The organism is Corallococcus sp. AS-1-12 (assembly GCF_020036995.1).
Classification (GTDB): Bacteria; Myxococcota; Myxococcia; order Myxococcales; family Myxococcaceae; genus Corallococcus.
Genome location: NZ_JAIQDD010000004.1, coordinates 483,163 through 505,759, shown reverse-complemented (window position 1 = coordinate 505,759; position 22,597 = coordinate 483,163). Strand labels below are relative to the sequence as shown.

Here is a 22,597-nt window from a genome sequence, read left to right as displayed (position 1 = left end):
CGATGCTCTCCGCGATGAAGGGCACCACGGTGCGGCGGGAGGACCTGGACGCCGGCACCCGGGCGCGGATGTTGGCGCTGATGCAGTGCTGCTACGTGGGCGTGAGCGCAGAGCGCTTCCACGCGGACCTGGACGCGAAGCAGTGGGTGTTCCTGCTGCACGCCCGGCGCACGCGGGAGTTGGTGGGGTTCAGCACGGTGCGGGTGGCGGAGGAGGACGGGGCGGAGGTGCTGTACTCGGGAGACACGGTCATCCACCCGGACTGGTGGGGCCACAAGACGTTGCAGGTGGTGTTCGGGAGGTTGTTGCTCGCGCGCAAGCTGCGCCGGCCGTGGAGGCCGCTGTACTGGCTGCTCCTCTCGGGCGGATACAAGACGTACCTGTTGGCGGTGAACTACTTCCCGCGCACGCATCCTCGCCGGGACTGGACGCCGCCGGAGGGGCGCTCGGAGTTCCTGCACGGGCTGGCGACGCGGTGGTTCGGCGCGCAGTACGACGCGGCGAAGGGGACGCTGCGCTTCGATGGCGAGCACTACCGGGTGCGGGACGGCGTCTCGCCCATCGACCGCGACGCGGCGGCCCATCCGCACATCGCCTGGTTCGCGGAGCGCAACCCCGGCCACGCCGAGGGCGAGGAGCTGGTGTGCCTGGTGGAGATCCGCGGCTGGGACCTGGCGAGGGCGCTGGCACGAAGTGTCTGGGGCCAGCTCCGCCGCTGGGCACGCAAGGAGCGGGACACCTCGCGGGTCCGCGTGGGGACGTGACGTGCTGACCGCGACGATGGCTCGGCTGACACCGTCCGCGCGGCTCGCTGCTCCGTGCGGAGGTGAGGCGTGCTGACTTCCCGCGCGATGCTCTCCGCGACGATGGCGGCGCTGACGCCGTCCGCGCTGCGCTTCCGTCATGCGCTGCGCGAGCCCGAAGCCGCGCAGGCGGAGTGCCTCACACGCGTCCTCCGCGCCGTGGAGGGCACGGCACAGGCGGCGCGGGCGCCGCACTTCGGTCGCATCCGCACCGCTCGGGAGTTCCAGGACGCGGTGCCCATCGCCACGCCGGACACGGTGGCGGAAGACGTCGAGCGCGTCGCGCGAGGAGAAGCGCGGGTCCTCACGCGCGAACCCGTGCTGCGCTTCGAGCTGTCCGGTGGCTCCTCGGGCGCGTCCAAGCGGGTGCCGGTGACACAGGGCCTGCTGCGCGAGTTCCAGCGCGCGCTCGCGCCCATGCTGCACGAGGTCTTCCTGCGCCGTCCCGCCGTGCGCGAGGGCCCCAGCTACTGGTCCATCTCCCCGCTGGGCCGGAGACTGCACAGGACCTCGGGAGGCATCCCGGTGGGCTCGGCGGAGGACAGCGCGTGGTTCCCGCGCCCGTTGCAGCCGCTGCTCTCGCGCGTCTTCGCCGTGCCGGGCTCGGTGGGCCAGGCTCCCCACGTCGAACCGTGCCGTTACGTCACGCTGTGGTACCTCGTGCGGTGCACGAGCCTGTCGTTGATCAGCGTCTGGAACCCCAGCTTCCTCACGCTGCTGATGGACGCACTGGAGCGGCACGGCGAACGGCTCGCGGAGGACCTGGAGCGCGGCACGCTGCGGCCCCCTGAACATGACGCGGAAGGCGCGCCCGTGGGCAATGACCCTGCCTGGACAGCGCTCGTACAGGGGCTCCAGGGCATACGAGACATCCCGAGTGCCCAGCGACTGCGTGACGGACTGTCCTCCACACGCACGCTCTGGCCAGGGCTCGCGCTCCTGAGCATGTGGACGGACGCCCAGGCCTCGCACGCCGTGGCCGGCGCATGCCGCCGCTTCCCGGGCGTCGAGGTCCAGGGCAAGGGCCTGCTCGCCACGGAGGGTGTCCTCACGGTGCCCCTCTTCGAAGCACCCGCGCCGGTGCTCGCGGTCCGCAGCCACTTCATCGAATTCATGGATCCGGAGCACCCGGACGCACGCCCACTCCTGGCGCACGAGCTGACGGCGGGACGCACCTACGCGGTACTCCTCTCCACGTCCGGCGGGCTGCTGCGCTACCGGCTGGGGGACCTCGTCCGCGTGGAGGGCTTCGTGCACGCGACGCCCTGCCTGCGGTTCCTCGGCCGGGCGGATGCCGTGTCGGACCTCGTGGGCGAGAAGCTCTCCGCCGCGCGAGTGGGCACGGTCCTGGATGCCGCGCTGGGCCCCACACGTCCCGCCTTCGCCATGCTCGCGCCGGAGTGGGGGACACCGCCGGCCTACCGTCTGTTCGTCGAGACGGATCAACCCACCGACGCACTGGCCGCGAAGGTGGAGCGCGCCCTGTGCGAAGGCCATCACTACCGCTACGCACGGGAGCTGGGACAGCTCGGCCCGGTGCGCGCGGTGCGCGTGACACAGGGGGCCCGGCGTTACGAGGCCCGATGCATCCATCTCGGACAGCGCGCGGGCGACATCAAGCCCGTGGACCTGCACCGTCAGGCCGGCTGGGCGGAGTGGTTCGGAAGAGGGACGTCATGACGATGCCCACGGTGGATCTGGACGCGGAGGCGGACCTCGCCCGCTGCGGCGCGCTGAAGGACTTCTGGTACGTGGCCTGTCTCTCCACGGAGTTGCCCGCGAACAAGCCCGTCGCGCGCACCGTGTTCGGCACGGGGCTGGTCCTCTTCCGGGGACCCGACGGCGCCCCCTCCGCGCTGAGAGATCGCTGCCTCCACCGCAACGCGCGTCTGTCGAAAGGAGACGTCTTCGACGGACGGATCGGCTGCCCGTACCACGGCTGGGTCTACGACGCGTCCGGCGCGGTGGTGGAGATCCCCGCGCTGGGCCCGCCCCAACGCGGCGAGAAGCTGGACACGCGAGCCTGCGCGCACGAAGGGCTCAAGCCAGCGCCCTGTGACGTGGGACAGCTCGCGCGCTTCCCCACGCGAGAACAGGACGGGCTCGTCTACGTCTACCTGGGCAAGGACGTGACACAGGCCCGAGCGGAGCCCTTCCGGGTCCCCTACTGGGGTGAGCGCGGCTGGACCGTGTACTTCATGGTCACGCGCTTCGCGAACGGCGTGACGAACCTGGTGGAGAACTTCATGGACGTGCCGCACACGTCCTTCGTGCACCGGGGCTGGTTCCGCAATCCCACACGCAAGCGCGTCCCCTCCACCGTGAAGCGTCACGCGGGCCGGGTGCGCATGACCTACCACCAGGAGGAGGACGCGCTCACCGGCCTGGGGCGGTTGTTCAACCCGCGCGGCCTGCCACTCGTGCACACGGATGAGTTCATCGTCCCCAACGTCACGCGCGTGGACTACCAGTGGGGAGACAGCGGCTTCGCCATCAACTCACAGTGCACGCCCATCGGGCCCACGGACACGCTCGTGTACACGGCCATCAGCTACCGGCTGCCGGTGGACGTGCCGGGCGCATGGGTGGGCCGGGCGCTGACCCCGCTGGTGCGCTGGTACACGCGGCAGGTCATCCAGCAGGACGTCGTCATCATGGAGACGCAGCGCCAGGGACTGACGGACGGCCCCGGCGGCGGCGTGTACTCCAGCACGGAGGCGGACCTGCACCACGCGGACATCGAGGCGTACCGCCGCTGGCTGCGCGAAGGCGCGCACGGCCCCGGCCCCGAGGACGCGGAGCGCGACGTGGTCTTCTGGGTCTAGACCGTGCTGGCCTGCGTCTCCTCGGCCCCCGAGGACGGAATCAGGGCCAGGCAGTAGCCGGAGAAGAAGGTCGCGCCCAGGAAGACCCAGTGGATCAGCCCCAGGGTGAGCGGGAAGGGCATCGGCGGCAGGTGCTCATGCAGCCACATCAGCGTCGCCATGGCGTTGGACGCATGGCACGCCGCCGCCAGGCCCAGCAGCAGCGGGCCCGCGATCTCGATGAGGGAACTGACGGAATCCATGGCCGCGACCCTGCCAGAGGGCGCACGGCCGGTGCAAACCCTCTCACCCCATGCGCCGCAGGCCCGGCAGGTCCTCCGGCCTGAGCACCCAGCGCGGCGGCTCAGGCGGCGACGTGCGCGTGCCCACCTGCGCCGCGGGGAAGCCCTCCACCAGCGCGTAGTCCGGGAACACCGCGCGCGCCTTCACCAGGCTTCCGGCCGCCACGTGGCAGCCTTTGCCCAGGTGGCTGCCCTCGCAGAGGATGGCGCCGGGCTCCACCACCGTGCCCGCGCCCAGGTTGCACGCGTGCAGCACGCAGCCCGGGCCCACCACCACGCCTTCATCCAGCACCAGCATGGTGTCCGGCTGCAGGTGCAGCACCGTGTTCTCCAGGATCTGCACCCGCGCCCCAATGCGCACCGGGCCGTTCAGGTCGCCGGTGATCTTCACGCCCGCGCCAATGATGGCCCCCGCGCCGATGACCACGTCACCGGACACCTCCGCGGAGGAGAAGAGCGTGGCGGTGGGGTGGACGAAGGGGTGACGGTCGCGAAAGGCATACAACTGTCCCATGGGGGCGTCCTCGGCGCGGTCCCGCGCGGAGAAAGGAGTCAATGGAGCGGCGGGGAGCGACAGGTCACCGCCCCGTCGCTGCTGCAGGTGGGTCAGGTCCTCGGAGGAGAGCATCCGCAGGACCTGTCCCGGCCGGCCCAGCACCACGGATTGATCCGGCACCGTCATGCCCGGCGGCAACACCGTGCCTTCGCCCACCAGGCAGCGGTCGCCCAGCGTCACGCCGGGCATCAGGATGGCGCCGTCCCCGATGTCGCACAGGGACCCCACGCGCGCGCCCATCACCAGCGAGCGCGGACCGAGCAGGGTCTTCTCGCCAATGGATGTGGGCCGTTCGGGCGTGCCCACCACCACCGCGTCCTCGCGCAGCGTGGAGAAGGCTCCCAACGTCACGGAGCCCCCCACCGAGCGCACCACCGCGCCGCGGGAGATGATGGCCCCGGGCCCCACTTGCGTGGTGCCCAGCAGTCGCGCGGACGAGGCGAGGGTGAAATGAGGACCTACCGCGGTGGGCAGGAGAGAGGCGGTCGCGGATAGGGAACTCATCGGGATGCAGCAAGCTACTCCTGGCCCTCCCAAGGGCATGTTGTCCAAAGGCACGACGCCCCCGTCCAACAGCGGACGCTCGCCCGCCGGGCCGATGAGGGTGGGTGCGGCACCTTCAGATGTCAGGAGTGGGGAGCCAGCGGCGTAGGAAGCGGCGTCGCTGGGCGCCACGTGTGGGCGTTTCGCGGTAGGAAGTCCCCTCGCTCTCGAAAGGCCTCACCCCGTGGAAGAGACACCGCTGGCGGACCGCCACGCCCAGGCGCCCGAGCCCGTGGCCAGCCGCGACGCCGTGAAGCAGGGACTGGGGTCCCTGGTGAAGGAGGCCCTGCACGGCTCGGAGCAGGACCTGACCCGGCTGCCGCTCGGGAGGGCCATCTTCCTGCTGGCCGTGCCCATGGTGCTGGAGATGTGCATGGAGTCGGTGTTCGCCGTGGTGGACGTCGCCTTCGTCGGCCGGTTGGGCGCGGAGGCGGTGGCCACGGTGGGGCTCACCGAGGGCATCCTCACCATCATCTACGCGGCCGGCATGGGCCTGAGCATCGGCGCCACGGCGATGGTGGCCCGCCGCATTGGAGAGAAGGACGCGGAGCGGGCGGCGCGCACGGCGGTGCAGGCCATTGGCCTGGGCGTGGTCATCTCCACGGTGCTGGCCGTGGCGGGCATCGTCTTCGCCCGGCCGCTGCTGGCGGCGCTCGGCGGCTCGCCGTGGGTGCTGGAGCACGGCGTGGGCTACACGCGCGTGATGATGGGCGGGGTGGTGAGCATCCTGCTGCTCTTCCTCATCAACGCCATCTTCCGGGGCGCGGGCGACGCGGCCATCGCGATGCGCGTGTTGATGCTGGCCAACGGGCTCAACATCGTGCTCGCGCCGTGTCTCATCTTCGGCTGGGGGCCGTTCCCGGAGCTGGGCGTGGTGGGCGCGGCGTGGGCCACCACGCTGGGCCGCAGCGCGGGCGTGGTGTACCAGCTCTTCCGGCTGGTGCGGTCCAACGGCCGGCTCCAGGTGCGGCGCGAGCACGTGTCGCTGGAGCCCGCGACGATGCTCGCGATGCTGCGGCTGTCCGGCGCGGGCATGGTGCAGGCGCTGGTGACCACGTCCAGTTGGGTGGTGCTGGTGCGCATCGTGTCGACGTTCGGCAGCACGGCGCTGGCGGGCTACACCATCGCCATCCGCATCGTGATGTTCGCGCTGATGCCCGCGTGGGGCCTGGGCAACGCGGCGGCCACGCTGCTGGGACAGAGCATGGGCGCGGGGGACCCGGACCGGGGCGCGAAGGCGGTGTGGCTCGCGGGCAGGTACAACCTGATGGTGCTGGGCAGCATCGGCGTGGCGTTCTTCCTCTTCGCGCATCCGCTGCTGGAGGCGTTCACGACGGACGCGGCGGTGGTGGACGAGGGGGCCAAGGCGCTGCGCATCTTCTCCTTGAGCTTCCTGTCGTGCGCGTACGGCATGGTCATCACCTCCGCGTTCAACGGCGCGGGGGACACGCGCACGCCCACGCTCATCGACCTGGGGTGTCTCTGGGCGCTGGAGCTGCCGCTGGCGTGGGTGCTGGCCCATCCGGTGGGCCTGGGCTCGGCGGGCGCGTACTGGGCGGTGCCGGCGGCCTTCGCGTTGATGTCCGTGCTGGGCATCGTCCTGTTCCGGCGCGGGCGCTGGAAGACGCGCGTGGTGTGAGCGTCAGGGCAGGCAGATTTCGAAGCCGGTGCGTCCCCCGGGGAAGGTCCTCGGGGGGCGCGAGGCGGGCGTGACGGCGTAGAGGTGGAAGTCGAGCCTCCGCTGGATGAAGCCGTCGAACGCGGGGGCCAGCGGATCCCCGGCGTCCTGCTGCACGGTGAAGAAGTGGAAGCCCCGGCCGTGGAACGCGGCGTAGACGGCGTCCAGCAGCGCGCGCAGGACGGCGGGGTCCTCCGACGGGATGCTGGTGTTGCAGAGGTAGAAGTAGCGGAAGTCGCCGCCGGGCGCGGGAAGGCGGGGCGCGCCGGTGACGGTGGCGAGCGCGTTGAAGCCCCGGCGCACCCACCTCATGCCGCCCCGGTACGCGAGCACGCGGTAGCGCTTCACGGCGTCGGGGTTCCAGGCCGAAGTGCAGCCGGCGAGCCGCCCGGCGGAGTCGAACGCGAGGAACGAATCCTCCACGCGAAGCCCCGGCCAGTGCGCGAGCCGGTGCTCCAGTTCGCCGGTGTCGAAGCGGTAGCCGAAGGGGCGCGAGCGGTGGTCCGCGTCCAGCAGCGCGGCCATGGCGGGCACGTCCGCGGCGGTGGCCCGGCGCACGGAGTAGCGGCTGGGGCGCGGCTTGCGGCGCAGGACGAACTGGAGCGAGACGGCGGAGAACGCGCGCATCAGGTGGTAGTGCGGCTGCGCCTCCCGGGACGCGCCCCGGCGCACCAGGGCCTGGAGCGCGGCGGCGTTGGAGGCCATGACGGCGGTGAGGAACACGTCCACGCCATGGCGGCGGGAGGTCTCCTCCAACACGGGCCCATAGAACCGGGCCAGGCCCCGGGCGCGGCGCGCGGAGAAGCGGGTGCGCAAATCGCCCAGGTAGCCCACGCGGCACGGTCTGCCGTCCAGCCACCCGTCGCGGACGTGGATGGCGCCCATGCCATCCAGGCGGGACGGCTCCCCGTGGGCCCAGACCTCCGCGTCCCCGCGCTGCATGGCGAAGAGGCCGAAGTAGTCCGGCGAGCGCTGCGTGCTGAGCACCAGGTCCCCGGTCATGGGCACGTCGCCGAACAGGTCCAGCAGCGCGGCGTTGTCGTCCCGGGTGGCTCGGCGGAGGGGGCTCATGGGTCGCGCGGCAGCCTATGCGACGGGGTGGACTTCCGCCCCCGCCTCCCGTGCGCCACATTGCGGGCCAGTTCACACGCCGCACACGGAGGACGTCATGGGGCTGCTGGGGTGGATCATCTTCGGCTTCTTCGCGGGGCTCATCGCCCGGGCCGTGCTGCCCGGGAACCAGCGCCTGGGGTGCATTGGCACCACGCTCCTGGGCGTCGCCGGGGCCTTCGTGGGCGGCTTCCTCACGTCCGTCTGGCGGGGCACGAACTGGCGCGACCCGGAGCCCACCGGCTTCCTGGGCGCCATCCTGGGCGCCATCGTCCTGCTCCTGGTGTCCCAGGCCGCCTTCGGCGGGCGCTCCCGGTAGGTCCCCCTCCCGCCGGGAATCCCGGGACGTCCCACCGGTTGGGGGGCCGGCGGCCGGTTGTCCTACCTGCATGGACCCCCTTCCGGGGAAAGCACGGTTCCCAAGAGGATGCCGGGCACTTTCTGTAGTAGACCGCGCCCCCAGGCATGCAGCGGGGGGCGGTCGGCCGCCGCTGAGCCAAAGGAAAGGCGACGACATCATGATGAAGAAGACGATCCTGATCGCGGCGATGCTGAGCCTCACGGCCTGCCAGGGCCAGGGCGCGAAGCCGGGCGAGACCTCCGCCACCGGCACCACGACGGCGGGCGCCGCCGGTGCTCCCCAGACCGAGGAGCAGAAGACGCTGTACGCGCTGGGCCTGTCCATCGGCCGCAGCATCAGCGTGTTCGACATGACCCCGCAGGAGCTGGAGTTCGTGAAGGCCGGCCTCACCGCCCAGGTCACCGGTCAGAAGACCGACGTGGACCTGGAGACCTACGGCCCCAAGCTCCAGGACCTCGCGCGCGAGCGTTCGCTGCGCAAGGCCAACGCGGAGAAGGAGAAGTCCGCGAAGTTCCTGGAGGAGAAGGCCAAGGAGCCCGGCGCCGTGAAGACCGAGTCCGGCCTCATCTACAAGGAGACCCAGGCGGGCACCGGTCCCCAGCCCCAGGCCACCGACATCGTGAAGGTGCACTACAAGGGCACGCTCGCGGACGGCAAGGAGTTCGACTCCTCCTACAAGCGCGGTGAGCCCACGCAGTTCCCGCTCCAGGGCGTCATCAAGTGCTGGACCGAGGGCCTCCAGAAGATGAAGGTCGGCGGCAAGGCGCAGCTCGTGTGCCCCTCCGACATCGCCTACGGCGACCGCGGCGCGCCCCCGAACATCCCCGGCGGCGCCGCCCTGGTGTTCGAGGTCGAGCTGCTCGAGATCGTGAAGCCCCCCGAGGCTCCCCCGGGCATGCCCGGCGGCATGGGCGCCCCCCCGGCCCCCGGCGCGAAGCCGCCCCCGGCCGCCAAGCCGCCCCCGGCGACGAAGTAGTCACCCCCTCCCTCTCGCGGGAGCGGCGGTAACGAGGGCCGACGTGAGGGACACCCCCTCGCGCCGGCCCTCTTCGCGTCCGGGGCTCAACGCGCTGGCGCGTCCGCCTCCACCGCGCTACGCCCCCAGGGCACGCGGGGAGCGGCCCGGACTGCCCGGGCCCCGAAAGGACACGGACGATGAAGCCGGACATGAAGAGGCTCACGTGGGTGCTGGCGGCGGCGCTGATGCTGGGCGCCTGCGCGACGAGCAGTCCGGCGGAGGTGGCGCGCGCGCCGTCCGCCACGGGCGCCGTCTCCGAGGAGGAGTTCAAGGCCATGCACACCCTGCGCACGGACGCCGCCCCCGAGCGCAAGGGCCAGCCGGTGGAGCTGTCCGACGGCTCCAAGGCCTACCTGAGCCTGCCGCCGGGCGCGAAGGGCCCCCTGCCCGCCGTCATCGTCATCCACGAGTGGTGGGGCCTCAACGAGCACGTGCAGGCCTGGGCGGACCGGCTGGCGGCCGAGGGCTACGCGGCGCTCGCGGTGGACCTCTACCACGGCAAGGTGGCCACCACGCCCGACCAGGCGCTCGCGCTGGTGAAGGCCGCGGACGACGACGAGGCCACCAAGACGCTGCTGGCCGCGCACGCGTTCCTCAAGAGCGACCCGCGCATCCAGGCCCCGCGCACCGGCAGCATCGGCTGGTGCTTCGGCGGCGGCTGGTCGCTGCGCACCGCCATGGCCATCCCGGAGCTGAGCGCGGCGGTCATCTACTACGGCCACCCGGTGACCGACCCGCAGCAGCTCTCCACCATCAAGGCGCAGGTGCTGGGCATCTTCGGCACGAAGGACAAGTCCATCCCGCCAGCGACGGTGAAGGCCTTCGAGAAGGCGCTGGACGAGGCCGGCGTGCGCAGCCGCATCGTGGAGTACGACGCGGACCACGCCTTCGCGAACCCCTCTGGCGCCCGCTACGACGAGCGCGCCGCCGCCTCCGCCTGGGCGGAGACGTCCGCGTTCCTCGCGCGCACGCTCAAGCGCTGAGGCGGCACGGGGCCCTCAGTAGGGACGCTGGCCCGTGAAGTTGCCCGGGGGCGCGTAGTTGCACACCCAGAAGTCCCACGGGGAGGAGCCACCAAAGGGAGAGTTGGTGGTGCAGCGCTTCGTGGCGCAGCCCAGGCGGCGGGTGTTGCGCCACACCACCTGCGTGTAGTGGCCGCAGACCTCGCCCGCCTTGCAGGTGTTGCTCGCGTAGTCGTAGTCCGCCGCCTCGTCCACCCAGCCCTTCACCGCGCCCTTCGCGTCCCAGAGCCCCGGCGTGGCGGCGGCGATGTTCTCCCCCGCGTTGCCCCGGCCGTCGTTGTGCTTGAACTGGCACTGCTCCACCCACTTGCGGGCCGTCTCCTCCACCGAGGGGTCCCACGTGAGCGGCTCCAGCGCGGGGGACGGCGTGGGCTTCGCGGCGGCGCGGGCCGCGTTGTGGGCGTCCAGCATGTCGCGGGCGAACTGCGTCAGCTCCACGCCGCCGCCGTCCGCGCCGGTGCCCCCGTCCTCCAGGACGCCCGCGTCCTGGGGCGTGTCGTCCGGGTCCCCGTCGGGGATGCAGGCGAGCAGGAGGAACGGGCTGAGCAGGGACAGGGCGCGGAGGAGGGAAGGGCGTCGCATGGCGGGGATTATCCGCGCGCGGGTGGGTGTGCGGGCAAGCGGACAGGGGGGCCGCGAGGATGGGGAGGCGCGGGCGCCCCGTGATAGGGTCGGGGGCCGGTCAGGAGACGCGACATGAGCCACGATGAATCCCGCGCGCGGAAGATCCAGACAGCCCTTGAAGGGAACGATGAGTTCAGCACCTTCTCCATCGACCCGGACCTCAAGAAGCTGAAGCAGAAGCTGGACCTCCAGTCGGAGGCGCAGCACCAGCAGTCCGGCCGTCCGGAGACCGCCCCCAAGTCGGGCATGTTCATGCGGCTGTTCCACAAGATGTTCCGGGGTTGAGGAGCACGATGGTCAAGGAGTCCTACCGCGCGCAGTGGGAACGCTCGCGGGCGTATCTGGAGACGGGGGACCTGGGGCTCGCGCTCCAGGAGCTGCGGGACGCGCTGACGCTGGCGCCGGACGACGCGGTCCTCTGGGAGGAGATCTTCAACCTGTCGCTGCTCGGGGGCCTCACGCAGAACGCCCTGGCCGCCGCGCTGCGGCTGCGGCAACTGGCGCCGGAGAACCCCAACTTCATCGGCCTGCACGCCATGGCCGCGCTGCTCGCCGGCAAGCTGACGGAGGCCCTGCCCCTCTTCGAGGAGGTCCTCCAGCGCGACCCCGAGTCGGTGGAGGCCCGCCGGCAGCTCGCGCGCGCCCTGGACATCGCGGGCCAGCGCGGCCGGGTGCGCACGCTCCTGGAAGAGGCCGTCGCGCGGGCGCCCAAGGACCCGGGCGCGCCCAACGACCTGGCGGTGCACTACCTGGAGCACGTGCCCCAGGAGGGCCCGGCGCTCGCCGCGTCCATCCTGGCGCCGGTGCTGGAGGCGCACCCTCGGGACCCCACCACGCACTTCAACCTGGCGCTGGCGCTGCGCCTGGCGGAGCCGGCGAAGGCCCGTCACCACGCGCAGCAGGTGCTCCAGGGCGGTGACAAGGAGCTGAGCGCGAAGGCCCAGCAGTTGCTGTCCATGATCCCCGCCTGAAGCGTCAGGCCGCGCCGGGGCCCCCCGTCCCCGGCGCCATGGATTTCCAGAGACAGACCTTGAAGACCCCGGGCGCCGTGTCCTCCCTCTGCTGGAGCGGCGACGCCCTGGTGGACCCGGTGGGTGGCATGGTGCGCTACCACCTGGACGGCAGCACCTTCGACCCGCACCTCCGCTACGCCTACCGCTTCGACCGCGCGGTGATGTCCCCGGACGGCCGCTACGGCGTGCTGTACGAATCACTGGGGACGGCGGGGCTGTTGCTCGAAGGCACGCGCGTGGTGCGGCAGCTCACGCGCGACTTCTACCAGGCGCACGTCTACGACTACCCCGTGGCCCTGCACACGCTCCCCAGCGGACGCACGCTGCTGGCGCACTGCCCGGAGTCGTACTGCGTGGTGGAGCTGGAGGACGCCGCCACGGGCGAGCGCCTCACGAAGCGCGACAACACCCCGGTGGACATCTTCCACTCGCGGCTCCAGTTCAGCCCGGACGGGCGCTACCTGGCGAGCGCGGGGTGGATGTGGCACCCGGTGGACGCGGCGTCGGTGTTCGGCGTGCCCCGCGCGCTGGAGGAGCCCGCGTCGCTGGACAGCGCCGCGCTGATGGAGGGCGTGGAGAACGGCCTCTTCCTCACGGCCGTGGCCTTCGGCGCACGCGACACGCTCGTGTTCGTGCGGCTGGAGGAGTCCCGCGATGACGCCCGGTTCTTCCTGGGCACGTACTCGCTGACGGAGAAGAAGGTGCTGACGGAGGTGGCGCTGGAGGAGCCCGCGGGCCCGCTGATGGTCGTGGACGCGGAGCACGTGGTGGACTTCTTCGGCCACCCGAAGCTCGTGTCGCGCTCCACCGGCCGCGTGGTGCGGCGCTGGGAGGACCTGGACACGGGGCAGGTGCTGGCCAGCATCCGCCACCACCTGCCGCCCCCGCCGCCCTTCGCGCTGGACGCCGCGCACCGCCGCTTCGCCGTGGGCACGGCGAGCGGCATCGAGGTCGTCACGCTCGCGGCTCAGTAGGGCTTCTCGCCCACCCAGTTGCCCGGCGGCGCGTAGTTGCACACCCAGAGCTGCCACGTCTTCACGTCGCCGCCGAAGGGCGAGTTCTTCGTGCACAGCCGCGTCGCGCAGCCCACCGCCTTCGTGGTGCGCCACACCACCTGCGTGTAGTGGCCGCACATCTTCCCGGCCTTGCACCTGCCGGTGGCGTGGTCGTAGTCAGCGGCCTCGTCCGCCCAGCCCTTCACCACCTGCGCGGTGGTCCAGGTGTCCGGCGTCGCGGCGGCCAGGTTCTCTCCGAAGCGGCCCCGGTCCGGGTTGTGCTCGAAGCGGCACTCCTTCACGTAGGCCTCCGCCTTGCGCGCCGCCTCGTCGGACCAGGTGAGCGCGGGCAGCGCCGGCTTCGGCGTGGGACGCGAGGCCTTCGCCCGCGCCTCGTTGTGCGCGGCCACCATGTCGCGCTTCAGCTCCGCGGCGGACGGCACCGGCTTGCGCGTGCCCTCGGAGGGCGCGGGCGCGGGGGCCTTGCGCGCGGCGGCGGTGGCCGCGGCCTTCTTCGTGGAGGCGGAGACGGGCCGCTGCGCGTTCGCGCTGGAGCCACAGCCGAGCAACGGGGCCAGCAGCCACACGGCGAGCCCGCGACGGAACACAGGAGGTGCCATGCGCGGAATCATTCCGCACCCGGGCCCCGCGTGCTGGAGAACCGAACGGGGCAGGCGGCCCCCGGGGGGCCCGAGCCCCCTCCTGCCCTACGCCCCCAGTCCCGTCAGCGGCCCGGTGCCGTCGTCACCGAAGGTCGTCGTGGGCACGCCGAACATGTTCAGCAGCGCGATGTAGAGGTTCGCCAGCGGCTGCCCCCCGTAGCGGATGTGCCGGCCCGGGGCGAGGGCGCCGCCCGCGCGGCCCGCGAGCAGGATGGGCAGGTTCTTGTGCTCGTGCATGTTGCCGTCGGCGATCTCACTGGAGAAGTACACGGCGCTGTGGTCCAGCAGCGTCCCGCCCTCCTCCTGCACGCCCTTCATGCGCTGGAGGAGGTACGAGAACTGCTCCACCTCCCACTTGTCGATTTTGGCCAGCGCGTCGTAGTTGGCCTGGTCCCGCTGGTGGTGCGAGTACGTGTGGTGCTCGCCGGACAGCCCCAGGAACGAATACACGCGGGTGCTGCGCGCGTTGCCCAGCATGAAGGTGCACGTGCGGGTCAGGTCGCATTGGAACGCGAGCACGACGAGGTCCAGCATCGCCTTCGTCTTCTCGCGCACGTCCTCGTCGTCCGAGGGCGTCACGGCCGTGCCGCACGCGGGGCCGCCGCTGTCCATCGCGTTCACGCGCAGCTCCAGCTCGCGCACGCCGGTGAAGTACTCGTCCAGCTTGCGCCTGTCCGTGGTGCCCAGCTTCCCCTGGAGCGCCTTCGCGTCGTCGCGCACGGCGTCGATGATGCTCAGGCCGTACGCCTTGCGCTTCGCCAGCTCCGCCTGCGTGGCGTCCGGGTCGAAGTCCGCGAACAGCCGCTCGAAGGCCGCGCGGGGCTTCGTCTCCTTGGGCACGGGCGTGGATGGCCCCGCCCACGCGATGTTGTTCGCGTACGGGCACGCGTAGCCGGAGTCGCAGTTGCCAATGCCCTTGCCCTGGTCGATGCCCAGCTCCAGCGACGGGAAGCGCGTGGCCTTGCCCACCGCGTTCGCCAGCACCTGGTCCATGGAGATGCCGGTGCGGATGTTGGTGCCCTCCGTCTTGTGCGCCTTCACGCAGGACAGGAACGCGGCCGTGGCGGCGGCGTGGTGGCCGTCGCCGTCCGGCCTGCCGGGCAGGTTGTCCAGGCCGCTCAACACCAGCAGGTCGCCCTTCACCGGCGCCAGCGACGCGAGCGTGGGCGTCAGCGAGTAGTCCGCGCCCTCACCGCCGGGCGTCCACTTGGGCATGTGGATGCCGCAGGGCGTGTAGAAGGCCACGAAGCGGCGCGGGGCCGGCGTGGCGGCGCGGGCCGTGCGGGGGCGCATGACGTCCAGGAGCGGCAGCGCCATCAGCGCGCCCATGCCGCGCAGGAGCGTCCGGCGGGAGAGGGCAGGGGTTCTCATGGCTTCGTTCCCTCCGCTTCGCCACGCCGCTGCAGGAACGCGTCGCTGCGGACGATGGCGAGGATGTAATCGGTGAGCCGGCCGCCCCGGCCTTCCGCCTTCTGGGAGATGTCGCGCACGGTGCAGCGGTCCTGTTCCTCCGCGCCGCGCCCGAGCGCGTAGGTGAGCAGGTGGCGCGTCATGCACGCGGACAGGTCCGGGTCCTGCTTCACCACCACGCGCATCTCCACCACGCCGTTGAACGTCTTGCCCCCGGGCAGCTCGCCGCTGGGGTCCACCGCCGCGCCGCCCTCCTCCTTCGTGCGCCAGCGGCCCACCGGGTCGAAGTTCTCCATGCCGAAGCCCAGCGGATCCATCAGCGTGTGACAGCCCGAACAGGAGGGGTTCACGCGGTGCTGCGCCATGCGCTCCTTGATGTTGAGCGTGGGGTCCACCGCCGGGGCCAGCCCGCCCGCGTCGGGCGGTGGCGGGGGAGGGCCCTTGCACAGCAGTTGCTCCAGCACCCAGACGCCGCGCTTCACCGGCGACGTGCGGTCCGGGTTGGCGGTGACGGTGAGCAGCGCGCCCTTGCCGAACAGGCCCGCGCGCTCCGGGTGGTCCTTCAGCTCCACGCGCGTCATCGCCGTGGTGCCCGGCTTGCGCAGGCCGTAGTGCGAGGCCAGCCGGTCGTTCACGTAGGTGAAGGGCGCGTCCAGCAGGTCCTTGAGGCGGTGGTCCCCGGTGACGAACTCCTGGAAGACGAGCTGCATCTCCTGGCGCATGGCCTGGCGCAGCGGCTCGTCGAAGCCGTAGCGCGACTCCGGCTGGGCGAAGTCGAGCGCGCGCGTGTAGAGCCACTGGCCCGCGAAGTTGTCCACCAGCGCGTGGGCCTTGGGGTCCGCCAGCATGCGCCGCACCTGCGCCTCCAGCACCTCCGGCTCGTGCAGGTGGCCGGCCTCCGCGGCCTGCAGGAGCGCCTCGTCCGGCATGCTGCTCCAGAGGAAGTAGGACAGGCGGCTCGCCAGCTCCAGGTCGCTCACGGCGTGCGGCGCGGTGGACGTGGGCGCGGGGTCCAGCTCCACGCGGAAGAGGAAGTGCGGCGACACCAGCACCGAGCGCAGCGCCAGCTTCACGCCCACCTCCGGCGCGTCGCCCTGCCGCCGGGCCAGCGAGACGAACGCGACCAGCCGCTCGACTTCTTCCGGCGTGACGGGCCGGCGCCAGGCCTTGCGCGCGAAGGTCTTGAGCAGCTCGCGCGCGCACGCCTCCGGGCGGGCGGGGTCGAGCGCGCACGTGTTGAACACGCCTCGCGTCCACGCGGCCTCCACCAGCCCTTCCGCCGCGTGGGAGTACTTCTCCATCAGCAGCGGGGACATGCTGAGCACGTCCGCGTTGTTGTCGAAGCCGAAGCCGTGGTCGTCCGGCGGGAAGCTGCTCGCGGGCGAGCCCGTCTCGCCCAGGAGGTCGCGCACGGTGTTGTTGTATTCAGCGCGGTTGAGGCGGTGCAGCGTGACGCGGCCCGGGTCGCGCGCCGCCGAGCGGCACAGCACGTCCTGGGGATCCACGTTGCCGGGCGCGTCCGGCCCCGGCAGCACCCGCGCCTTGGGGGGAGCCTCGTTGCAGCCCGCGGCCAGCACCGCCGCCACCGCCGCGAGGCCCACCCTCCGCCATCTCCGACCGCAGGCCGTCACCGCGCGCACGCCTCCTCCGGGCCGTGAAAGGGCCCTGGCGAGCGCTCCAGAAGCAAGACGCTCACCAGCCGCGGCGTGACGACAGGCCGACGCCACGCTCCGTCCCCGGGGTGGAGATGGGCACGCGCGGGGGACCCGTGTGGAAGGGGAGTTCCGCGACCGGGCAGCGCCCGGGATGCGCGAGGGTACCGCGCGCGCCGACTCCTGCCCCGGAGGGCGGGTCAGGCGGCGCGGCGGGTCCCGGAAGCGGGCAGGAGCGACGCGGCCCGCCTCCGGGGAGACGGCGGCGCTACTTCGCGTCCTTCGCGGTGCCCGTCGTCTTCGCGGCGCCGTCGAGGTATGCGCGGTAGGCCTCGAAGCCGTACGGCCGGCCGAGGAAGTCCTTCACCTGCTCCGCGGCGGGCTTGGAGCCGCCGGGCTCCAGCACCGTCTTGCGGTAGTGCATGGCCGTGTCGCGGTCCAGGTAGCCGTTCTCCTGGAACTTGGACTCCAGGTCCTTCGCGATGACGGAGGACCAGAGGTACGTGTAGTACGCGGCCGAGTACCCATCCAGGTGCCCGAAGGCGAGCTCGAAGTGGGTGCCGTCGCGGTACTCGTGGCGGAAGGGGGACAGCTTCTTCTGAAGCTCGGACAGCACCGCGGACGTGTCGAAGCCCGGCGTGCGCGAGTAGTACTGGAGGCTGACCGCGGACAGGAACAACTGCCGGCGCGCGTACAGGCCCTGGCCGAACTCCTTCGACGCGCGCAGCTTCTCCACCAGCTCCGCGGGGATGGGCTCGTTGGACTCGTGGTGCTTGGCGAAGCTCTTGAGCACCTCCGGCTGCTCGGCCCACTGCTGCAGCAGCATGGACGGCGTCTCCACGAAGTCGCGCTCCATGGAGATGCCGGAGATGGGAGTCCACTTCTGGTGGCCGGAGAAGATGGTGTGCATCAGGTGGCCGAACTCGTGGAAGAACGTGCCCACCTCGTCGTGCGTCATCAGGTCGCCGGGGCGCGGGAAGTTGCACACCAGCACGCCCTCCGGCAGCCGCTTGTCCTGCTCACCCGTGACCAGGTCGAACTGCGCCGCGTGCTTGTACTTGTCGTCACGCGGGTGCATGTCCAGGTAGATGCGGCCCAGCGGCTTGCCGCCGTCCAGGACGTCATACGCCTCCACGTCCGCGTGCCACGTCTTCGCGTCCTTCACCGGCTGGAAGGCCACCCCCCACAGGCTGGAGGTGATGCCCATCACGCCGTCCTTCACCCGCGCGTACTCCAGGTAGGGCCGCACCGCCTGCGAGTCGAACCCGAACTTCTCCGCGCGCAGCCGGTCCTCGTAGTAGTCCTGGTCCCAGGGCTCCACCACGGTGGCGCCCTTCACGTCCTTCTTCTTGCGCGCCAGCAGGTCCGCCATCTCCTTCTTCGCGCGCGCCTCCGTGGCCAGCGCCAACTGGTCGATGAAGTCCGCCGCGGCCTGCTGCGTGCGCGTCATGCGCGTCTCGGTCGTGAAGGCCGCGTAGGTGTCGTAGCCCAGGAGCTTCGCCAGCTCGTTGCGCTTCTCGATGAGCTGCGCGAGCACCGCCTGGTTCTTGGGGAACGCGCGCTGGCGGTAGGTGCGCCAGAGCTTCTCGCGCGCCTTCGCGTTCTTCGCGTACGTCATGAACGGGAAGTAGTCCGGGTAGTTGCTGGTGATGACCACCTTGCCGTCCGCGCCCGGCGCGTGCGCCTTCTTGTAGTCCTCCGGCAGCCCGTCCAGGTCCTTGGGCGTGAAGGCCACGCTGCGCGTGTCCTCCGCGATGTTCTGCCCGAACTGCTGGCCCAGCTTCAAAATCTCCTCGTTGAGCGTCTTCACCTTCGCGCGCGTGGCCTCATCCCGGTCCACGCCCGCGCGGCGGAAGTCCAGCAGCGTGCGGTCCACCCAGTGGCGCGTGACCGCGTCCGCCTTGGACAGGTCCACCAGCGACAGCGCGTCGTAGACGCCGCGGTCCTGCGACAGCGCCACGTTGGCCGCGTCCACCTGCTGCTCGCACTCGCGGGACGCGTCGCGCATGGCGGCGTCCGGGTGCACCTCATGCGTGAGGCTGGAGCGGTTGGCCGCGTTGATGAGGGCCGTCTGCGCCTCGTCGTAAGCCTTGAGGACGCCCATGCCGTTCGTCTTGGGGTCCAGCTTCTTCAGCGCCGCCACCTGCGCCTGGGCGCGCTCCAGGTCCGCCTTGCACAGGGCCTTGAAGGCGTCCGGCGTGCCGGCCAGCGCCTCCGAGCCCTTCATGGGCGCCACCTGCGGCTTCGCCGCGTTGGCGGCGACGCGGGCCATGGCCTCGCGGTTCTGCGTGATGCTGCCGTTGGAGCAACCCGTCGCGGCGAGCGCCGCCACCACGGTGAGCGCGGGGATTCTCAAGGGGACTTCCTCCACATGGGGAACGACCTGCTTCGCGGGCCCGTCATGCCACATCCCCGCCCCTCCGCGCCCGTCCGCCGTGAACAGCCAGGCCGCCCTCCGGTGCAGGCCGGATGCTGGGAGGCCCTGGCTGACGCACCCCGCCTTGTTCCCCGTCCAGCCGCCCGGTAATCCCGCACTCGCCTCGAATTCTTGGAAGTTGTCCTGGCCGGAGGGTGAACACGGATGCGCAAGGCACTGGGTGGTGCGGTCGCGGCGTTGTTGCTGTGGGGCTGTGGCGGGGCGGGCACGGAAGCGCCCCCGGCGTCCGCGGAGGGGCTGTCACTCACCTCCGGCACGGGGCTCACCGAGGGCACCTGGTCGCACGACGGTCAGACGGTGTCCTTCGCCTCGCGCGAGGTGGAGCCCGGGGTGTACCGCCTGGAGGTGCGCATGCACGGCATGACGCTGACGGGCCTGATGGACCCGGCGTCGGGCGTGTCCACGCTGGACGGCTTCGCGGACGCGAACGTGCAGGACACGCAGGTGGTGGACGCGGACCGCCAGGTGCTGAGCGCGCTCTACGGCGCCCTCAACCAGGGGCTGCCCCAGGGTGACGCGGCGGCGCCGGAGGCCATGTACCTGCGCCGCGCGGTGGGCATGTGGGCGCAGCAGCCCACGAGCGTCACGCTCAAGCGCACGGTGATGGGCGAGCAGGGCCGCGGCTATACGATGCTGTGCAGCTACGCCAAGTGTGCCGGCAAGTGGACGGGCAGTTGTGGCGGCACGTACAACTGGTACTCGTACGCGAAGCACGACTGCAACGTGGGCGGCTTCGACAACGCTCGCAACCAGCAGATCGCCCAGTTGGGTGACCACACGACGTGCAGCGGTGACGAGTACTACCTCAACGGCAGCACCTGGGTGTGCGGCGAGCCGGACCACTGGTCGCGCCCCAAGGTGATGGGCAACTGCTTCGGCCGCTGCGGCGGCGGCTGCGGCGGCGACACGCAGTACACGCTGGACGCCACCAACCACGACGGTTGCGTGCGCAACGGCCACATGCTGGCCTCCGGCTACTGCGATGATCAGTTCATGTCCGCCACGGACGACGAGCTGTTCGCGCCCAACTGCTACTGAAGGCCGGATGGGACGACGCGCGGTGAGACACGCGGTGGGGGCGGCGGGGCTGTGGCTCGCCGCCGTGGGCTGCACGTCCACGACGTCCTCCAAGGCGGAGGCCGGAGAGGCGGCCGTGCGCCGCTTCTTCCAGGCCCTGCCGTCCGGGGACTGCGCGGTGCTGGGCCCCCTGCTCGTGACGGGGCAGGGCATGCCTTCGTGCGAGGAGACGGTGAAGGACCTGCATGAGCACGGCATGGGGCTGGTGGACGTGCTCGACGCGAAGGTGGATGGCCGCGACCCGGACGCGGTGGTGGTGCGGGCGCGGGTGTCGCAGGGAGGAAGGGAGCGCGCGGAGCCGTTCCTCTTCCGGGTGGAGCGCCAGGGTGACGGCTGGCGCCTTCGGTTGTAGGGGGCATGGACGATGCGGAACCGTGAGCGGGTGATGCTGGGGAGCGCGGCGGTGCTGGTGGCCGCGCTCATCGCCGTGGCGTTCTGGCCGTCGCGCGAGGCCTCTTCGCCCGCCGCGCCGCCTCCCGCGCGGAGCGTGGGCCCCGGCCCGGTGACGGCGGCCCAGGTGTCGCCGGAGCGCGCGGAGCCGGTGCGCACTCCGGACCCCGCGCCGCCCCACGCCACGGTGGTGCCGCCCTCGCCCGGGGACGTGCCGCCGGAGCCGGAGGTGGCCAACGCGCCGCCGCAGCCGAACGACGCCATCGAGGAAGAGAAGCCCCAGACGGCGCGCTGGAAGCTGGAGAAGACGGAGCACATCGCCACGCTGCTGGGGCGGGACGTGTCGCGGCTGGAAGGCGAGCGGCAGGAGGCGAAGTCGCGCGGGGACAAGGCCCGCGTGGAGCAGGTGGACGCGCTGCTCCAGCGCCACCGCGTCCGCCTGGACGAGCTGCGCGAAGAGGCCCGCACCCTGGCCGAGGCCGCGCGCGACGAGCCGCCGGAACCCTGACGGCTGGGGTTGCCCGCCTGGCTGCCCTCCGGCCGGAGCGCCGCGCCCGCTTCACGCGAGGACCCCGCCGCTTCGCGCTGGGAGTACAAGCGCTTCTGCCGGACGCGGCGCGGCCTTCACACATGCGTGACAGGCACGGTGCCGCGTGCGCATAGAAAAAGACGTGTCCGTTTCCACCGCGACCGCCTCCACCGCGCCCACGAGCACCCCGTCCACCCGAGGCTCCCGGCTGGCATCCATCGCGGTGGCCAGCGCGCTGTTCATGGAGTTCCTGGACTCCACGGCGCTGTCCACCGCGCTGCCCACGCTGTCCGTGGCGTTCGGCACCGACCCCGTCCACCTCAAGCTCGCGCTGACGTCGTACATCGTGGCCCTGGCGGTGCTCGCGCCCGCGAGCGGGTGGATCGCCGACCGCTTCGGTCCGCGCCGCGTCTTCATGACCGCCATGGTCGTGTTCCTCGCGGGCTCCGTGCTGTGCGGCTTCTCCCAGACGCTCGCGCAGCTCGTCGTCTTCCGCACGCTCCAGGGGCTGGGCGGCGCGCTGATGGTGCCCGTGGGCCGGCTCATCGTCGTGAACTCGGCGCCGCGCGAGAAGCTGGTGTCCGCGATGAGCTGGTTCACCATGCCCGCGCTGATGGGGCCGCTGCTGGGCCCGCCGCTCGCGGGCCTCATCCTGGGCGTCGCGGACTGGCCGTGGATCTTCTTCATCAACGTGCCGGTGGGCCTCCTGGGCATGTGGGCCGTGGCGCGCTTCGTGCCCCCGCTGAAGCAGCCGGACCCCGGCCCCTTCGACACGAAGGGCTTCGCCCTCGCCGTGGTCGCCATCACCGCGCTGATGGGCGCGGCGGAGACGGTGGGCATCGGCCTGGTGCCGTGGCCCGTGCAGGCGGGCATCACGTGGGTGGCTGTGGGGGCGCTGGTGGCCTACGTGCGGCACGCGCGGCGCACGCCGCGCCCGGTGCTCAACCTGCGCCTGTTCCAGGTGGACACCTTCCGCGCCAGCATGATGGGCGGCGCGCTGGTGCGCATCGGCCTGGGGGCGACGCCCTTCCTCCTGCCGCTGCTCTTCCAGGTGGCCCTGGGCTGGGGGCCGCTGGAGGCGGGGCTCGTCACCATCGGGACGGGGCTGGGGGCCTTCGCGTGCAAGCCGGTGGCGCCCGCGCTCATCCGCCGCGTGGGCTTCCGCCAGACGCTCATCGCCTCCAACCTGCTCACCGCCGCGCTGACGGCCGTGCCCGCCTTCTTCGGTGTCACCACGCCCATCCCGCTCATCATCGGCACGCTGATGTTCAGCGGCTTCATGCGCTCGCTGCAGTTCACCGCCACCAACACGATGGCCTACGCGGACCTCCCCCGGGAGTCGGTGAGCAACGCCTCCACCGTCGCGGTGGTGACGCAGCAGATGGCGCTGAGCGTGGGCATCAGCTTCGGCGGCCTGATGCTGCACGTGGCGCGCGGCGGCGGTGACGTGCGCCTCACGCCGGACCGCTTCCTCCTGCCGTTCCTCGCCATCGGCCTCGTGTCGTCGCTGGCCGGGCCGCTCTTCCGCCGGCTGCGCCCGGACGCGGGCGAGCACATCGGCGGCCGGGCCGCGGCGCGCGGCTGAAGCGTCCGGCGCGCGACACCGCCGCC

General features: G+C 71.8%; 22 protein-coding genes. 14 read left to right on the top strand and 8 right to left on the bottom strand.

The window, feature by feature from the left end; genetic code table 11:
- Positions 1-2 precede the first annotated feature (2 nt).
- The 3 genes from K8556_RS09375 (at position 3) to K8556_RS09365 (ending at position 3,628) form a co-directional block, all read left to right on the top strand.
- Complete coding sequence (locus K8556_RS09375) at positions 3-764, top strand: hypothetical protein (RefSeq protein WP_223739680.1); 762 nt, start codon at positions 3-5, stop codon at positions 762-764.
- 87 nt (positions 765-851) lie between these two features.
- Entirely contained in the window at positions 852-2,483 is a 1,632-nt protein-coding gene (locus K8556_RS09370; RefSeq protein ID WP_255651537.1) for a GH3 auxin-responsive promoter family protein, read from the top strand.
- On the top strand, positions 2,480-3,628 hold the full coding sequence (locus K8556_RS09365) for an aromatic ring-hydroxylating dioxygenase subunit alpha (protein ID WP_223739678.1): 1,149 nt from the start codon (positions 2,480-2,482) through the stop codon (positions 3,626-3,628). Before K8556_RS09370 ends, K8556_RS09365 begins: the two co-directional genes overlap by 4 nt.
- Here K8556_RS09365 and K8556_RS09360 read toward each other — a convergent pair.
- On the bottom strand, positions 3,625-3,870 hold the full coding sequence (locus tag K8556_RS09360; protein WP_223739677.1) for a hypothetical protein: 246 nt from the start codon (positions 3,868-3,870) through the stop codon (positions 3,625-3,627). The two genes, K8556_RS09365 and K8556_RS09360, sit on opposite strands and share 4 nt — an antisense overlap.
- A gap of 43 nt (positions 3,871-3,913) precedes the next feature.
- Positions 3,914-4,969: a DapH/DapD/GlmU-related protein gene (locus K8556_RS09355; RefSeq protein WP_223739676.1), complete on the bottom strand. Its 1,056-nt coding sequence runs from the start codon at positions 4,967-4,969 to the stop codon at positions 3,914-3,916.
- 223 nt (positions 4,970-5,192) lie between these two features.
- Between K8556_RS09355 and K8556_RS09350 the strand changes: the two genes are divergently transcribed.
- Positions 5,193-6,647 carry an MATE family efflux transporter gene (locus K8556_RS09350; RefSeq protein ID WP_223739675.1) on the top strand — a complete coding sequence of 485 codons (1,455 nt, stop codon included), beginning with the start codon at positions 5,193-5,195 and terminating at the stop codon, positions 6,645-6,647.
- Between the two features lie 3 nt (positions 6,648-6,650).
- Here K8556_RS09350 and K8556_RS09345 read toward each other — a convergent pair whose 3' ends face one another.
- On the bottom strand, positions 6,651-7,757 hold the full coding sequence (locus tag K8556_RS09345; protein WP_223739674.1) for a hypothetical protein: 1,107 nt from the start codon (positions 7,755-7,757) through the stop codon (positions 6,651-6,653).
- Between the two features lie 97 nt (positions 7,758-7,854).
- On the opposite strand from K8556_RS09345, the gene K8556_RS09340 reads away from it, so the two are divergent.
- From K8556_RS09340 to K8556_RS09330, 3 genes are all read left to right on the top strand, one after another.
- Entirely contained in the window at positions 7,855-8,115 is a 261-nt protein-coding gene (locus tag K8556_RS09340) for a GlsB/YeaQ/YmgE family stress response membrane protein (protein ID WP_223739673.1), read from the top strand.
- A gap of 202 nt (positions 8,116-8,317) precedes the next feature.
- A complete protein-coding gene (locus K8556_RS09335; RefSeq protein ID WP_223739752.1) occupies positions 8,318-9,133 on the top strand; it encodes an FKBP-type peptidyl-prolyl cis-trans isomerase in 816 nt (271 codons plus the stop codon).
- A gap of 191 nt (positions 9,134-9,324) precedes the next feature.
- The gene (locus K8556_RS09330) at positions 9,325-10,158 is read left to right on the top strand and encodes a dienelactone hydrolase family protein (RefSeq protein ID WP_223739672.1); all 834 of its coding nucleotides are present in this window, start codon (positions 9,325-9,327) and stop codon (positions 10,156-10,158) included.
- Between the two features lie 15 nt (positions 10,159-10,173).
- Here the strand turns inward: K8556_RS09330 and K8556_RS09325 are convergent, their stop codons facing one another.
- Complete coding sequence (locus tag K8556_RS09325) at positions 10,174-10,779, bottom strand: CAP domain-containing protein (protein WP_223739671.1); 606 nt, start codon at positions 10,777-10,779, stop codon at positions 10,174-10,176.
- Between the two features lie 114 nt (positions 10,780-10,893).
- Between K8556_RS09325 and K8556_RS09320 the strand changes: the two genes are divergently transcribed.
- From K8556_RS09320 to K8556_RS09310, 3 genes are read left to right on the top strand one after another with little or no spacing between them, the layout of a single operon-like run.
- Positions 10,894-11,106, top strand: a complete 213-nt coding sequence (locus K8556_RS09320) for a hypothetical protein (protein ID WP_120552358.1) — start codon at positions 10,894-10,896, stop codon at positions 11,104-11,106.
- Positions 11,107-11,114: 8 nt separating this feature from the next.
- Positions 11,115-11,792: a tetratricopeptide repeat protein gene (locus K8556_RS09315; RefSeq protein ID WP_223739670.1), complete on the top strand. Its 678-nt coding sequence runs from the start codon at positions 11,115-11,117 to the stop codon at positions 11,790-11,792.
- Between the two features lie 59 nt (positions 11,793-11,851).
- Positions 11,852-12,808, top strand: coding sequence for a hypothetical protein (locus tag K8556_RS09310; protein WP_223739669.1), 957 nt, complete (start codon positions 11,852-11,854; stop codon positions 12,806-12,808).
- On the opposite strand, the gene K8556_RS09305 is transcribed toward K8556_RS09310, so the two are convergent.
- The 4 genes from K8556_RS09305 to K8556_RS09290 form a co-directional block, all read right to left on the bottom strand.
- Positions 12,802-13,449: a CAP domain-containing protein gene (locus K8556_RS09305; RefSeq protein ID WP_223739668.1), complete on the bottom strand. Its 648-nt coding sequence runs from the start codon at positions 13,447-13,449 to the stop codon at positions 12,802-12,804. The genes K8556_RS09310 and K8556_RS09305 overlap by 7 nt on opposite strands.
- An 87-nt stretch (positions 13,450-13,536) precedes the next feature.
- The gene (locus K8556_RS09300; RefSeq protein ID WP_223739667.1) at positions 13,537-14,862 is read right to left on the bottom strand and encodes a DUF1552 domain-containing protein; all 1,326 of its coding nucleotides are present in this window, start codon (positions 14,860-14,862) and stop codon (positions 13,537-13,539) included.
- Positions 14,859-16,502: a DUF1592 domain-containing protein gene (locus K8556_RS09295; RefSeq protein WP_223739666.1), complete on the bottom strand. Its 1,644-nt coding sequence runs from the start codon at positions 16,500-16,502 to the stop codon at positions 14,859-14,861. Before K8556_RS09295 ends, K8556_RS09300 begins: the two co-directional genes overlap by 4 nt.
- 319 nt (positions 16,503-16,821) lie before the next feature.
- Positions 16,822-18,963 carry a M3 family metallopeptidase gene (locus tag K8556_RS09290; protein ID WP_370639901.1) on the bottom strand — a complete coding sequence of 714 codons (2,142 nt, stop codon included), beginning with the start codon at positions 18,961-18,963 and terminating at the stop codon, positions 16,822-16,824.
- Positions 18,964-19,134: 171 nt separating this feature from the next.
- Here K8556_RS09290 and K8556_RS09285 point away from each other — a divergent pair, with 171 nt between their 5' ends.
- The 4 genes from K8556_RS09285 to K8556_RS09270 all read left to right on the top strand — a co-directional run bounded on the left by K8556_RS09285 (position 19,135) and on the right by K8556_RS09270 (position 22,571).
- A complete protein-coding gene (locus tag K8556_RS09285; RefSeq protein WP_223739665.1) occupies positions 19,135-20,028 on the top strand; it encodes a hypothetical protein in 894 nt (297 codons plus the stop codon).
- 7 nt (positions 20,029-20,035) lie between these two features.
- Positions 20,036-20,419, top strand: a complete 384-nt coding sequence (locus tag K8556_RS09280) for a hypothetical protein (RefSeq protein ID WP_223739664.1) — start codon at positions 20,036-20,038, stop codon at positions 20,417-20,419.
- A gap of 12 nt (positions 20,420-20,431) precedes the next feature.
- Positions 20,432-20,965 carry a hypothetical protein gene (locus tag K8556_RS09275; protein WP_223739663.1) on the top strand — a complete coding sequence of 178 codons (534 nt, stop codon included), beginning with the start codon at positions 20,432-20,434 and terminating at the stop codon, positions 20,963-20,965.
- A gap of 244 nt (positions 20,966-21,209) precedes the next feature.
- Entirely contained in the window at positions 21,210-22,571 is a 1,362-nt protein-coding gene (locus K8556_RS09270) for an MFS transporter (protein WP_223739750.1), read from the top strand.
- Positions 22,572-22,597: the final 26 nt, after the last annotated feature.